Source organism: Streptomyces sp. AgN23, from assembly GCF_001598115.1.
GTDB classification, from domain to species: Bacteria; Actinomycetota; Actinomycetes; order Streptomycetales; family Streptomycetaceae; genus Streptomyces; species Streptomyces antimycoticus.
Window position 1 is genome coordinate 7903611 of record NZ_CP007153.1, and the last position, 16048, is coordinate 7919658.

Sequence of the window (16048 nt, forward strand, 5' to 3'; positions counted from 1 at the left end):
CGGGACGGTGCTGTTCCGTGGTCTCATGCGAGGTCCTCGTCGGTCACCACAGGGGTCAGCAGGGGATGGTTCGCCGGTGCGTCGGCGCCGGTGCCGGCCACCGCCCAGTCCGCCATCAACTTCCCCTGGCCGAAGCTTTGGTGGCGGCGGCTCAGTTCCGCGGTCAGGAACTTGACCACGCCCTTGCCGCTGTCGGAGTTGGTGAGTGCCACCACGCCGACGCCGCTGCGCAGGTGGCTGAGGGCGAGGTTCCAGTAGCCGGCGGGTTCTCCGCCGTGGCCGAACTCCGCGTCCTCGCCGTGCTCGTCGACGATGGTGCCCAGGCCGTAGAAGCTGCCCGGATGAGTGGCCAGCAGTTGCCGGGCGAGGTCCGCCGGGAGCAGGGCGCCGGGCCGGCCGAGCACCGAGCACCGCACCTGGCGGGCGAGCTTGGCGATGTCCTCCGCCGTGGTCCACAGGCCCGCCGCCGCAAGGTGCGCGCGGTTGCGCCACCCGCCGCCGAGGGCAACGCCCCTGGCGTGGTGGCCGAGGGCCACCGGACGGCCCGCGGTGTGCGGGAACGACTGGTCGAAGCTGCTCCCCGTCATCTCCACAGGGCCCAGGACGAGGCGGTGCATCAGCGTCTGGAACGACTCTCCGGTGACGTCCTCGAGGAGCTGCTGGAGGACCCAGTAGTGGGTGCTGCTCTTGCGGAAGGTCGTCCCGGGAACGAGCTGTCTGCTGACCCGGGGGGTGGCGACGGCCTCCGTTCCTTCCAGCAGGTCCAGCAGCGTGGGCAGTTCCTCGTCGGGGCGGAATCCGACGCTGCGGTGCCGGGCGAGGCCCGCGAGGTGACCGAGCAGGTGCCGGATCGTCACCTCGCCGGGCGCCGAGTCCAGGTCGGCCAGCTGCCAGGAGGTCAGATGCCGGTTGATGGAGTCGTCGAGGCCCAAGCGGCCTTCCGCGGCGAGGCGGAGGGTCGCGAACGCGGTGACATGCTTGCTGATCGAGCCGACCTGGAACAGCGTGTCGGGCGTGACCGGCTCGGCTTCCTGCGTCGACAGCACGCCGCACCCGTGGAGTTCGGTGGTGCCGTCGGGTCGCAGCAGAGCGACACTTATGCCGGGCACCTCGTGCTCGGCCATCACCGTCCGCAGTTCGTCCAACGGGAAGTCGCTCTCCCCGGTGGCGGAGGCACCGTCCGCTCGGGCCTTGCCGAGCAGCGCGGCGACCTCGGCGAGCGGGCCCTGCTCCAGCTTGCTCCGATCACCGCCGGCGGCCTGTTCCAGGAGCTCGGCGACCAGGCCCGCCGGCAGGTCGACACGCTCCGGCGACGCCTTGTCGCTCTCGTCGGCCAGTTGCGTGTCCCGTACGGGAGAGGCCGCCGCCGTGTCCTCGTCGATCGCCGCGGCGAGGTCCACCAGCGTCTGGTGCTGGTACATCCGCCAGACGGAAACGGCGAGCCCCTCACGGCGCGCGGCCGCGAGTACCTGGATCATCAGGATCGAGTGACCGCCCAGTTCGAAGAACCGGTCGTGCACACCGATCTCCTCGACGCCGAGCACCTCGGACCAGATCTTGGCGAGCAGCCGTTCCGTCCCGGTCCTGGGCGCCACGTAGGCGTGGTCGGAACGCAGGGACGCGCGGTCCGGGGCCGCCAGAGCGCGCCGGTCGACCTTGCCGTTGGCGTTGAGCGGGAACCGCTCCAGCGCCACGAAGGCCGACGGGACCATGTATTCGGGCAGCCGCAGAGCGCACGCCGCGGCGAGCTCGCTCGCGCCTGGCAGCGTTTCGCCGTCGGCGGGTACGCAGTACGCCACCAGGCGCCTGTCCCTCGGCGTCGGCTCGTGGACGGTGACCACCGCGTCCCGTACGGCCGGGTGAGCGGCGACCACCGCCTGCACCTCGCCGAGTTCGACGCGGTAGCCGCGGATCTTCATCTGGTCGTCCAGTCGGCCCAGGAACTCCACGTCCCCGTCCGCGAGCATCCGCACCCGGTCGCCCGTCCGGTACAGGCGGGCGCCGACCGGACCGTAGGGGTCCGGCACGTACCTCTCCGCCGTCAGGTCCGGCCGGCCCGCGTAGCCACGGGTCACTCCCGTACCGCCGACGTACAGCTCGCCCGGGACGCCGACCGGGACCGGACGCATGGCCGTGTCGAGGACGTACATCGCCATGTTCGGCAGCGGGCGGCCGATCGGCACGACGTCGAGAGAGACGGGTGCCGCCACGGGATGGATCGAGGTGCCCACCGAGGCCTCGGTCGGTCCGTACTCGTTGATCAGCCGTCCCGCGCCCAGGAGTTCGAGCGCGCGGTTGGCGGTGGAGCCGGGCAGCGCCTCGCCCGCGACCACGTACACCTCGCTCAGCCGCTCCACCTGCTCGGGGGTGAGCTGCTCGGACAGGATGTCCAGGTGGGCGGGGGTGAGCTTGACGAAGCTGTACGGTCCGCTCCCGGCGAGCCGGCCGCCCAGATCGGCGGCGGGCGTGTCCTGCGGCAGCACGTGAACGGTCTGTCCGGTCACCAGCGGCGCCCACAGGTTGGGGACGACCAGGTCGAAGGCCACCGAGGAGAACAGCGGAGCCCCTCCCGTGCCCTTCTCCGCGAGTTCGTGCGCGGCCCAGCTGACGTGGTTGGACAGACCCCGGTGGGACACCTGGACGCCCTTCGGCCGTCCGGTGGAGCCAGAGGTGAAGATGACGTACGCGAGACCGTCGGGGTCGTCCACCCGTTCCGGGACCGTGTCCGGCATCCGCCCGGTCGCGGCCTCCTCATGGTCGAGTACGAGCGTCGGCACGCCGGGGAAGCGGCCGGCGTACGCCGACTCCGTGACGACCACGCGGACCGACGCGCTGTCGCACATGTCCGCGACGCGCTCCTCGGGGTACGACGGGTCGACGGGTACGTACGCGCCGCCCGCCTTCCACACGCCGAGCAGTGCCTCGATCAGCCGGGGGCCGCGGTCCAGCAGGACGCCGACCGCCGTCTCGGAGACGGTGCCCGTCTCGCGCAGTCGGTGCGCGATCCGGTTGGCCCGGGCGTCGAGTTCGGCGTACGACACCCTGGTGTCGAGGTGACTCACCGCGGTGGCTTCGGGGGTCCGCGCCGCCTGCTCCTCGAAGAGCCGGAGCACGCTCCGGTCGGGGAACGGCACCTGCGTCGCGTTCTGGTCCAGCTGCCACCGCAGTTCGCCGGCGGACAGGAAGGTGTCCTGCGCGTCGCCGTCGGGGCCGTCGGCCATCGCCTCCAGAATCCGCCGGTACAGGCCGGCGAGCCGGTCCGCGTGGGGACGGCCGAGGGCATGCGTGTGCGTGGTCAGCAGGAGGTAACCGGACACGGCCGAGACCGCGAGGTCGAACTCGGTGCCGCCCTCGCCGCTGCTGGACTCGGAGTCGACCAGTTCGGTGTCGACGTTGTCGAAGTCCTGGTAGCTGAAGCGCACGGTGAGCAGCCGGCCCGTGCCCGCCTCACGCTGGATGACGGGCATGGGGTAGTGCCTGCGGTCCCATACCTCCGCCTCCCGGGCGAAGACCTGCCGGAGCAGCTCGCGCCAGGTTCCGCAGCCCGCGTCGAAGGCGAAGGGCACGGTGTTCAGGTACATGCCGTAGACGCGCTCCGCCCCCGGCGACTCGGGCCGGGCGCTGCACACCAGGCCGCTGTGGAAGGCCTTTTCGTCGGTGATCAGGCTCATCGCCTTCAGGTGGGCGGCGAGCAGCACGCTCTTCAGGGACACCTGGGCCTGGGTGGCCAGGGCGCGAAGACGCGGCTCCAGGTCGTGTACCTGTACGACGGCCCGGTACTTCTCACGGGGTCCGGATGGCTCACCCGCCCAGGGAACGGGGAGCGTGAACGGCGCGTAGCCGTCGATGACGTCCCGCCAGTACTGCCGGTCGTCGGCCGACTCCATGGACGCGAGCTCTGCCGCGATGAAGTCGGCGTAGCGCACCGGCGGCGCCGTGAACGCGGCCGGCGGCCGTCCGTCCCGCAGCTCGCCGTACACCTCCAGCAGCTCCATGAGCAGGGACCGGTGGCTCCATCCCTCGGTGATGGCATGACACACCGTCACCACAAGACGCCAGGAGTCCGCGTCCTCGATCTGGGCGGTCATCCGCAGCAGCGGTGCTGTTTCGAGGTCGAAGGGGACGGATCGCTGCTCGGTCATGATTTCGCGCACCCGGAGTTCACGGTCCGCGGCCGTGCGCAGGTCCTCGACCCGGAGCGGGATGACGGTGTGTGCCCTGACCAGTTGCAGCGGGGCGGTGAAGCTGTCGAGGTGGAAGGAGGTACGGAGCATCTCGTGCCGCTCGGCGACCACCGCCAGTGCCTCGCGCAGCGCCGTCTCATCGAACGGGACGCCGTCCGTGATGCGGAAGGACGCGACATTGAGATAGGTCAGCTTCTCCCTGTCGGCCATCATCTCGACGAGCATGCCGAGCTGCACCTGGGACATCGGATAGGCGTCGACCACGTCGGCGGGCAGCCGTCCCCGGTCCTCGGCCGTCAGCAGCTCGAAAGGCCGCACGAGCGGGGCCATCTCGGCGTGGGCCGGGCGCCCGGTCAGGAACTCGCTGAGCTCGGCCACGGTCCGGTACTCGAATACCTCCCGTACGCCGACGTCGAAACCGGCCGTGCGCAGGGCCCCGACCAGCGCGACCGCGCGGATGGAGTGTCCGCCCAGGTCGAAGAAACCGTCGTGCACACCGACCCGGTCCAGGCCCAGGACCTCGGCCCAGATGCCGGCCACGCGCTGTTCGGTGCGGGTACGAGGCGCCACGTGGGTGGCTCCCGAGCCCGGTGCGTCCTCGTCCGGGGCGGGCAGGGCACGCCGGTCGACCTTGCCGTTGGCGTTCAGCGGGATCTGCTCCAGCGGAACCCACGAGGCCGGAAGCATGTACTCCGGAAGCCGGGCCGCGGCGTGCGCCGTCAGCTCGGCGGCGCTCACCGCGCCGTCCCGGACCGGCACGTAGTAGGCGGCCAACCGCAGCTCGCCCGTGTGGTTCTTGCGGGCCACGACCACCGCGTCCCGCACGTCGGCGTGCTCGGCGAGCACCGCCTGGACCTCGCCCGGCTCGATCCGGTACCCCCGGATCTTCACCTGGTCGTCCAGCCTCCCCAGGAACTCCACTGTCCCGTCGCTCCGCCCGCGCACCAGGTCCCCGGTCCGGTAGAGGCGGCCTCCCGCCTCGCCGAACGGGTCGGGCACGAACCGCTCTGCGGTTAGGTCCGGGCGCCCCGCATAACCGCGCGCCACCCCGGTCCCGCCCACGTACAGCTCACCCGGCACACCGGCCGGTACCGGCTGCATCGCGCCGTCCAGCACGTAAGTCGCCATGTTCGGCAGCGGCCGCCCGATGGGCAGCACCTGCGCCGTCTCGTCCTTCGGCACCGGGTGGACGCACGTGCCCACCGACGCCTCGGTCGGACCGTACTCGTTGATCAGTCGCACACCGGGGGCCAGCCCACGCCAGCGCTCCAGAGTGGCACGCGTGAACGCCTCGCCCGCCACCACCAGCACGGGGGCCAGCGCACGCGCCTGCTCGGAGGTCAACTGCTCGGCCAGCACGTCGAGATGCCCCGGCGTCAGCTTGACGAAGCTGAAGGGGCCCGACTCGGCCAGCAGGCGGCCCAGATCGGCGATGTCGGCATCCTGAGCGACCGTGTGCACCCGCTGGCCCACGACCAGGGGCGCCCACAGGTTGGGCACGACCAGATCGAAGGCCACGGACGAGAACAGCGGCGCACCGTGGCTGCCGGACGAGGCCAGTTCCTCGGCCGCCCAGGCCACATGGTTGGACAGACCGCGGTGCGGTACGCCCACCCCCTTGGGCCGCCCCGTCGAACCGGACGTGAAGATGACGTACGCCAGCCGCTCACCGTCGTCACGACGCCGCGGAGGAGTCGCCGGCCGGGCGTCGATCAGGGCCTGGTCCCTGTCCATGACCAGCAGGTCACCGCCGTCGAAGCGGTCCTCGTACGACGTCTGCGTGACCGCGGTCGTGGCGCCGGCGGCCTCCAACATCGAGGCGACACGGCTCGCCGGCTGGGAGGGGTCGATCGGCACGTACGCCGCCTCCGCCTTCCACACACCCAGCAGGGTGGCGACCAAGTCCGGCCCGCGGTCCAGGAGGACGCCGACCACGGACTCCGCGCCCACGCCCGAGGCCCGCAGCTGATGGGCGATCCGGTTGGCCTGGGCGTCAAGTTGCCCGTAGGTCACGACACCGCCGTCGAAGACGACCGCGGGCGCCTGGGGTGTACGCGACGCCTGCTCCTCGAAGCGCAGGTGCACCGGTGAGTCCGGGTACGCGGTCCGCGGGCCGGCGGCCCGCTCCAGCAGCCCCGTACGCTCGCCGCCGGGCAGGCACGGCCTTTGGGCGTCCCCGTCCGGGTCCGCGGCCATGGCTTCGAGGACCTGCCGCAGCATGTCCGCGAGCCGGTCGACGGCGTTCGCGTCGAGGCTCCCGGCGCTGCCGGTGAGGAACAGATGCCCGAGCCTGGCCGACACGCCGAGGGGGAACTCGGTGGGGCTGTCGTCGATGCTCGCGAGGTAGTCCACCTGGTCGCGGTCGACCATGTCGAAGTCGTGGTAGCTGAACCGCGCGGAGACGAGACGCCCGCCGGCACCCGTCTCGCGCTGGATGTCCGGCATGGGGTATCCCCGGTGCGGCCACAGCTCCACCTCGCGGCCGAAGACCTGGGTCACCAGCTCCCGCCAGATACGCGCCGTCCGGTCGAAGACGAAGGGCACGGTGTTCAGGTGCATGCCGTAGATCAGGTCGGCGCCGAGCATCTCGGGCCGCGCGTTGCACACAAGGCCCGTGAAGAACCGCTCCTCCTCGGTGATCGAGCTCATCACCTTGAGGTATGCCGCGTGCAGCACGCTCTTGAGCGAGGCCCCGGCCTCGGAGGCCAGCGCCCGAAGGCGGTCATCGAGGTCGTGGAACGCCACCTTGGCGCGGTGCGGGGGCGTGCTGGTGACGTCGCCGTTCCCGGCCCAGGCATCGGGGAGTGCGAAGGGCGTGTGCCCGTCGACGGTCGCCTTCCAGTAGGCGGCGGCCTGCCCGGACTTCCGGGACTCGGTCTCGGCCGCAACGGAGTCCGCGAACCGTACCGGCAGAGGCTGCTCGGGGGCCCTCCGCGCACCCGAACGGGCCTGGTGGTACTCCTCGACGATCTCCATGAGCAGGGAGTGGTGACTCCAGCCGTCCAGGATCGCGTGGCACTCGGTGATGGTGAGCCACCAGCTGCCGTCGTCGCAGGCGTGGCCGTACAGGCGCAGCAGCGGCGGGCTCGCCAGGTCGATGAGCCGGGCCCGTTCCTCGCGGGTGAACTTGCGCAGGGCGGCGTCCACCTCGTCGGAGGTGAGGCCGCGCAGGTCCCTCTCCGATTCCGTGACGGGGATGTCCACCGTCGTGTGCACCAGCTGCATGGGCACGGAGAAGGAGTTGAGGTCGAAGGAGGTGCGCAGGACGTCGTGGCGCCCGACCACGGACCGGACGACGTCGCGCAGAACCGTGATGTCGAACGGCCGCTCGTCCGGGATCCGGAAGGAGGTGACGTTATGGTACGGGTGCTGGCCCGTGTCGCTGAGCATCTCGACGACCATGCCGATCTGCACCTGCGTCATCGGGTAGGCGTCGTCGAGTCCCTCGGGCAGCAGCGTGCGGTCCTCGGGCCTCACCAGCTGAAAGGGCCGTACACTCGCCGTCGACACGACCGGTGCCCGGTCGGCGAGCTGCTCGCACAGCAGTGCCACGGTCCGATGCTCGAGGATGTCCCGGACCGTCACGTCGTGGCCGGCCTCCCTCAGCCGGCCGACCAGATTAATGGCGCGCAGCGAGTGCCCGCCCAGGTCGAAGAAGCTGTCGTGGACACCGACCAGGTCCAGCCCCAGTACCTCGCGCCAGATGGCGGCCACGCCGTCCTCCATGGCGGTGCGCGGAGCGACGTAGACCTCGCCGGAGGAGCGCGCCGACGCCGGCTCCGGAGCCGGCAGGGCCTTGGTGTCGAGCTTGCCGTTGACCGTGAGGGGCAGGCTGTCGAGGGTGACGTACGCCTGCGGGATCATGTACTCGGGCAGGTTGCGGGCGAGCGCCGCTCTCAGTTCGCCGCTGTCCGGCGCGGACTCCGCGGACGGTACGACATACGCCACCAGTCGCTTGTCGCCCGGTGTGTCCTCACGGAGCAGGACGACCGCGGCCCGCACTCCGTCGTGCGCCGTCAGGGCCGCGCCGACCTCGCCCAGTTCGACGCGGTACCCGCGGATCTTCACCTGGTGGTCGGCGCGTCCGATGAACTCGAGCGTGCCGTCGGCCAGCCGGCGCGCGATGTCGCCGCTGCGGTAGAGGCGGTTGCCGGGGGCCCCGAACGGGTCCGGGACGAACCGCTCGGCGGTGAGACCGGGGCGGCCGAGATAGCCGCGCGCCACGCCGAGCCCGGCGATATGGATCTCACCCGGCACACCGATCGGGGCCGGGTTGCCCCGTGCGTCGAGGATGTGCACGGCGAGGTCGTCGAGGGGAACGCCGACGGGGTTGCCGACGTCCGGTTCGAGGTCCCGCCACGTCACCTCGTGGTAGGTGGTGTGCACCGTGGTCTCGGTGATGCCGTACATGTTGACCAGCAGGGGGGAGTCGAGCCCGAGCCGGTCCGCCCATGGGCGCAGGTCGGCCGTCTCCAGCTTCTCTCCGGCGAACACCACGGCCCGCAGGGCGAGCCGGCCGATCCGCGGATCACCGTCGGCCGCGGCACCGACCAGGGCGCGGAATCCCGACGGCGTCCTGCTGAGGACCGTCACGCCCTGCTCGACCAGCAGGTCCAGCAGGCTGTCCGGGTCCCTTGCCGTGTCGCTCGGGGCGACGACCAGAGACCCGCCGTACAACAGCGCGCCCCACATCTCCCAGACCGAGACGTCGAAGGCGTAGGAGTGGGACAGCGACCATACGTCGGACGAGGAGAAGGCCAGCCGGTTCTCCGTCACGGTGAACAGCCGCAGCACGTTGGCGTGCGTCAGGCACACGCCCTTGGGGCGTCCGGTCGAGCCGGAGGTGTAGATGACGTAGATCAGGTTGCCGGGCTCGGCCAGCGGCTCCGGGTCGTGGGACGGCTGTCCGCCCAGCAGGTCCTGCTCCCGGTCGAGGACCAGCACCGTCCCGGAGTGGATCCGCCGGACCGTGTCCTCGTGGAGGCTCTGGGTGAGGATGACGCCGGCACCCGCGTCCGCGAGCATGTAGGCGAGCCGGTCGGTCGGCTGCGCGGGGTCGAGCGGCAGGTACGTGCCACCGGACTTCATGACACCGAGCAGCGCCGGAACCAGGTCGATGCCGGGCTCCAGACAGACCCCGACGAGGGCCTCGGGGCCCATACCCAGGCCGCGCAGGTGGTGCGCGACGCGGTTGGCCCGGGTGTTCAGCTCGGCATATGTCAGCTCTTCGCCGTCGTACCGCAGGGCGACCGCGTCAGGGGTCCGCCGCACCTGCTCCTCGAATGCCTGGTGCACGGTGGTGGCGGCGTCTTCGGTGCGTACCGCACCCGCGGTCAGGAGTGCCAGGTCGGCGTCACCGAGGAAGGACAGCTGTGCGACCTTCGTCCGTGGCGTGGTCACCGCGGCGTCCAGGAACCTCACCAGATCCGCGGTCATCCGCTCCGCCGTCGCGCGGTCGAACAGCGCGACGGCGTACTCCAGGTGACCGTGGAGCACGCCGTCCGCGCCCTCCCGCACCTGCAGGTCCAGATCGAACTTCGCGCTGCTCCCGACGGCGGCGAACGGCTCGGCCCGTACACCCGGGAGGTCGAACGCGGTCGTCCGTTCGCCGTGCATGGTGAGCGCCACGTCGAACAGCGGGGTCCGGGAGAGGTCGCGCTCCGGCTGGATTGCGTCGAGGAGCCGCGCGAACGGCACGCCCTGGTGGTCGAAGGCGGCGAGGACGGTGTCGCGGGTCCGGGACAGGAGATCGGCGAACGACGGATCGTCCTGCCATCTCCCGCGCAGCACGAGGCTGTTGATGCCGTAGCCCACCATGCCCTGGAGCTCGGGGCGACCGCGCCCCGACACGACGGTTCCCACCGGGATGTCGGTGGAACCGCTGTAGCGCGACAGCAGCCCGTGGAACGCGGTGAGCATCACCATGAACAGCGTCACGTCGTTCGCCTGGGCGAAGTCACGCAGCCGCTGCGCGAGTTCGGACGGAATTGCAAAGGGCACGGAGGCGCCCGCGGCGTTGCGGACCGCCGGGCGGCGCCGGTCGGTGGGCAGCTCGATCGGGGTGAGCCGGCCCAGTTGCTCCTCCCAGTAGTCGAGGTGGCTCTCCAGGTTGTCGCCCGACATGTCCGCGCGCTGCCAGGCTGCGTAGTCGGCATACTGCACGGCGACCGACGGGAGGTCCGGGGCGGAACCGGAGACCAGCGCGCTGTACAGGGCGCTCAGCTCCCGGCCGATCACCTCGGTGGACCAGGCGTCGCATGCGATGTGGTGGAACACGATGCCGAGTACGTGCTCGTCGGGGGCGACCCGGATGAGCCGCCCTCGTACCGGGAGGTCGTTCTCTAGGTCGAACGGCGTGAACAGTTCAGTGTCGAACACGGTCCGGACCTCGGCGTCGCGCTCGTCGGTCGGCAGACCGGAGACGTCGTCGAGCGGCAGTTCGACGTGCTCGGCGGGGAAAATGATCTGCACCGGCTCCTCACCGTGGAGGCCGTAGCGGGTCCGCAGAATCTCGTGGCGGTCGGTCAGCCGCTGCCAGGCCTCGGACATCGCACCGACGTCGAGGGGGCCCGTGAGCCGCACGATCAGCGGCACGAGGTACTGGGTGCTGTCCGGGTCCAGGCGGCTGAGGAACCACATCTGCTCCTGCCCGTACGACAGCTTCAGCGGGGCGGACCGGTCCGCCTTGGGTATGGCCGGTCTGCGACCGCCGCGCCGTCCGGAGAGACGCAGACGCAGCAACTCCTCCCGGGCGGCCGTGGCGTCGAAGCCGACCGGCGTCGTCTCACTGCTGCTCATGCCTTGAACTCCTTCGCCAGGTCCTGGCCGGTCGACAGTTGTGCGGCGGAGAGCGCGTCGATCTCCGCACGGACGGCCGCTTCCACGGCCTCGGAGATCCGGGCCACCGTCGGGCCCTCGAACACGGTGCGCACCTTGAAGTCGATGCCGAACTCCTCCTGTAGGCGCGATATCAGACGGATCGCCAGGATCGAATTGCCGCCCAACTGGAAGAAGCTCTCCTCCACACCGACGGTCACGTTGAGCAGCTCGGCCCAGATGTCGGCGACGCGCTCTTCGGTCGAGGTGCGCGGCGCGACGTGCGCAGCGCGTGCCTCCGGTTGCGGCTCGTTCGGCGAGGGCAGCCGGCCGCGGTCGGTCTTTCCGTTGGCGTTGAGGGGGATCTCGGCCAGCGGGAGGTAAGTGGCCGGGAGCATGTACTCGGGCAGCCGGGACGCGCAGTGCGCGGCCAGCTCGGCCCCGTCCGCCTCCGCCGGGCCCCGGACCGGCACGTAGTATGCGACCAGCTGCCGTTCACCCGCCGGGGTCTGTCGGGCCACCACGACCGCGTCCCGCACCACCGGGTGCTCGGACAGCACGGCCTGGATCTCACCCGGTTCGATCCGGTAGCCGCGGATCTTCACCTGGTCGTCCAGCCGCCCGAGGAACTCCGCCCTCCCGTCCGCCCGCCACCGCACCTGGTCCCCGGTCCGGTACAGACGGCCGCCCACCTCTCTGAACGGATCGGGCACGAACCGCTCCGCGGTCAGGTCGGGCCGGCCCGCGTAGCCGCGCGCCACACCCGTACCGCCGACGAACAGCTCACCCGGCACTCCCACCGGCACCGGCCGCATCCCGGCGTCGAGGACGTACATCGCCATGTTGGGCAGTGGCCGGCCGATCGGCACCACCTCGGAGGTTTCCTCCAGCGGTACGGGATAGACGCAGGTGCCGACCGACGCCTCCGTCGGACCGTACTCGTTGACCAGCCGCACACCGGGGGCTGGCCCACGCCACCGTTCCACCGTCGCGCGGGTAAGTGCCTCACCCGCCACCACCAGCACCGGCGCCAGCGACCGGGCCTGCTCGGCGGTCAGCTGCTCCGCCAGGACGTCCAGATGGCCGGGCGTCAGCTTCACGAAACTGAACGGCCCCGCCTTTGCCAGCAGTCGCCCCAGGTCCGCGCCGTCGGCGTCCTGGGGAAGCACGTACACGCGCTGGCCCGTGACCAGGGGCGCCCAAAGGTTGGGGACTACCAGGTCGAAGGCCACGGACGAGAACAGCGGCGCACCGCGCCGGCCTGCCGCGGCCAGTTCCTCGGCCGCCCACGACACGTGGTTGGCCAGGCCCCGGTGCGTGACCTGCACGCCCTTCGGCTGCCCGGTGGAGCCGGAGGTGAAGATGACGTACGCGAGCCGGTCGAGGTCGTCCACCCGCTGCGGAGCAGTCCGGGGACGGGCGCCGATCGCGGTGCGGTCGGTGTCGACGAGGACGACGTCGACACCGGTGAAACGGTCCTCGTACGACGCCTGCGTGACAACCGTGGTGGCTCCCGCCGTGCCCAGCATCGAGGCGATGCGGTCAGCGGGGTAGGACGGGTCCAACGGGGCGTACGCCGCCTCGGCCTTCCACACCCCGAGCAGCGTCGCGATCAGGTCCGGGCCACGGTCCAGCAGTACGCCGACCACTGACTCCGCGCCCGCGCCCGCGGCCCGGAGGTGGTGCGCGATCTGGTTCGCCCGCGCCTCCAGCTGCCCGTAGGGCACCGGACAACCGTCGACGACGACCGCCGCCGCGTGCGGGGTCCGCGCGGCCTGCTCCTCGAAACGCCGGTGTACGGCGAGCTCCGGGTACACCGTCCGGGTGGCGTTCCACTCCACGAGCAACCGTTGCTGTTCGGCTGGTGAGAGCATGGACACGGCGGACAGGCGGGTGTCCGGGCGGGCGGTGACCTCTTCGAGGATGCGCAGGAACTGATCCCGCACGCGCACGACCGTCGGTGCGTCGAAGAGAGCCGTGGCGTACTCGAAGACGCCCTCCAGTGCGCCCTCCGCCGACCGGCCGATGAACACGGAGAGGTCCGTCTTGGCGACCGACCACGCCTCGGCGAACGCCCTGAGATCATCGGCGCCGGTGGCCACACTGGTGACGCCTTCGCTGTGCATGTCGAACGCGACCTGGTACAGCGGCGTTCGGGACAGGTCCCGCTCAGGCTGCAGTTCGTCAACCAGGCGGTCGAAGGGCAGTTCCTGGTGTGCGAACGCCGCCGTCGCGGCGGTACGCACCCGGCGCAGAGCCTCCGCGAAGGTCGGGTCGCCCGCCAGGGCACAGCGCACCACAAGGGAGTTGAGGAAGAAACCGACCGTGCCGGCGGTCTCCGGGTGGGCACGGCCCGCGACCGGGGTGCCCACCGGTACGTCCCACTGCCCACTGCACCGGGCCACCACCGTGGCGAAGGCGGTGAGCAGCGTCATGAAGGGCGTCGCTCCATGCTCGCGGCCGAGTTCCTCCACCTTCGCCGCTAGAGCGGGCTCAACCCGGACCGGAACGACGGCACCGCGTGGGTCGCGCTCGGCCGGCCGCGGCCGGTCAGTCGGCAGGGCGAGCGGGCTGATGCCGTCGAGGGCGGCACGCCAGTGCGCCTGCTCCGCCGCCGTGAACTCCTCCGTCAGGCGGGCGTTCTGCCAGGACGCGTAGTCGGCGTACTGGATGCCGACGGGCGGCAGGGACGGCGTGCGGCCCTCCCGCGCCGCGGCGCACAGTTCGCTCAGCTCACGCTCCAGGATGACGGTGGACCAGCCATCGCAGGCGATGTGGTGCATGGTCACGAGAAGGACGTGGTCCTCGCCCGGGATCCGGACCAGGAGCGCCCGCCACAGCGGGCCGCGCGCCAGGTCGAAGCCGCGCGCGAACTGCTCCTCGAAGTGTGCAGGCAGGCCGTCGCGTCCGGTGTCGACTACCCGCAGTTCCACCGGCCCGGCCTCGCCGATCACCTGCCGCGGCTCGCCGCCGATGTCGACGTACCGCGTGCGCAGTGCCTCGTGGCGGGCGCCGAGCGTGCCCAGCGCGGACTCGAGGGCCGTCACCGGGGTGGCGGCCGGGATACGCAGGATCAGCGGCGCGACCCACTCACGGCTGCCTGGATGCAGGCGGTCGAGGAACCACAGCCGGCGCTGTCCCGAGGACAGGGGCAGCGGCTCGGATCTGGACACGACGGGTATGGGCCACGCGTCGTCGGACGGGGCACTCAGCAGCCTGGCCTGGGCCTCGACCGTGGTCGCGTTGAAGAGACCGCGCATCGAGACCGTGCCGCCCGCGGTACGCAGGCGCGCAGCGAGCCGGGTGAGCTGGAGGGAGGTGCCGCCGAGGGCGAAGAAGTCGTCGAGGGCCCCGACCTTCTCGCGGCCCAGGAGCGCTGCCCATACCTCGGCGACTTGTGCTTCGGCCACGTCGCGCGGAGCCACGTAGCCGGTCCGGCCCGCCGCGGCGCCGGTCTCGTCCATGGTGGTGGCGAGAGAGTTCCGATCCACCTTGCCGTTGGGAGTCAGTGGGAAGGCGTCGACGGTGTGGAAGACCGCGGGGATGTGACTGTCCGGGAGCCGCTCGCGCAGGAAGCCACGGAGCACCGCGGGATCCAATGGCTGCCGCGCCAGGAGGCAGGCACCGAGCCGCTTGCCTCCGTTACCCGCCTCGAAGGCCACGACCACGGCACCGTTCACGTCCGGGTGTCCGCCAAGCGCGGCCTCCACCTCCTCCGGTTCGACGCGTACGCCGTTGACCTTGAGCTGGCCGTCGATCCTGCCCTGGTACTCCAGAGCGCCTTCGGCGTTCCACCGCACCAGGTCGCCAGTGCGGTAGAGGCGGCTACCGGCCGGGCCGTACGGGTCGGGGACGAAGCGTTCCGCGGTGAGGTCCGGGCGGCCCAGGTAACCGCGGGCCACGCCCACACCGCCCGCGTACAGCTCTCCCATGGCGCCCTTCGGCACCGGTCTGCCGTCGGGACCCATCACCATCACCCGCATCCCGGTGAGCGGCCGGCCGATCGGTACGGGGCCGGACGCCTGGTCCGAGCCCACCGGATGGGCGGTGACGTCGATGGAGCACTCGGTGGGGCCGTACGTGTTCCACACCGCGACCCGTGTGCCGACCCGCTCCCGTAACCGCTCGACCAGTTCCGCGCTCAGCGGTTCACCCGCCGAGAAGAGCAGCCGCAGCGTGTCGCAGTGCGCCCAGCCGGGTTCCTCGACGAGCAGCCGGAGGACGGAGGGCACCACCTGCAGCACGGTGACTCCGCCGGCGGCGACCGCCCCCAGGAGCCCGGCTGGGTCCCGCTCGGTCCCGTCGGGGGCGGTGACGACGGTTCCCCCGCTGATCAGCGGGGCGAAGATCTCCCAGCCCGCGGCGTCGAATCCGATCGATGTCTTGAGGAGCACCCGGTCGTCGGCTGTGAGGGCGTGCTTGCGCACCGTCCACAACACCCGGTTGGCAATGCCGGCGTGGGTGACGAGGACACCCTTGGGGCGACCCGTCGAGCCCGAGGTGAAGATGGCGTAGGCGACGCCGTCGAGATCGACGGGCCCCCACGCGCCCCCGCCGTCGGCGGATTCGGGCCCGGCCAGAACGTCCTCCGGGGAGAAGACACGGACGCCCGCCGCGGTCACCGCATCGGCCTGCTCCCGTCCGGCCAGGACGAGGTCACTGCCGCACTCCAGCAGCAGCGAGCGGAGCCGCTCCGCCGGATGGCCCGGATCGAGGGGAACGTAGGCGGCCCCCGCCTTCCACACCCCCAGCAGCGCCGTGACGAGGCCGATGCCCCGGGGCAGACACACACCGACCAGGGAGCCGGGGCCCACTCCCCGCGCGCGCAGAAACCGCGCCGTGCGATCGGCAGCCTCGTCCAGCTCCCGATAGGCCAGGGTGCGTGCGCCGTCCTGTACGGCCGCTGCCCGGGGAGTGCGGGCAGCCTGCTCCGTGAAGAGTTCGAGCAGGGTGAGAGAAGCATTTCCGCTCAGGGATGTCCCGGGCAGCTGTGCGGCGTTCAACGGGTACTCCTTAACTGACCTGACGCCAGGTGCGACGCGAAGAGC

2 protein-coding genes are annotated in these 16048 nt (G+C 71.4%); both read right to left on the minus strand.

Annotated elements, in window-relative coordinates:
• Positions 1–23 precede the first annotated feature (23 nt).
• Entirely contained in the window at positions 24–10982 is a 10959-nt protein-coding gene (locus AS97_RS34350) for a non-ribosomal peptide synthetase (protein WP_210566215.1), read from the minus strand.
• On the minus strand, positions 10979–16003 hold the full coding sequence (locus AS97_RS34355) for a non-ribosomal peptide synthetase (RefSeq protein WP_247204574.1): 5025 nt from the start codon (positions 16001–16003) through the stop codon (positions 10979–10981). Before AS97_RS34355 ends, AS97_RS34350 begins: the two co-directional genes overlap by 4 nt.
• Positions 16004–16048: the final 45 nt, after the last annotated feature.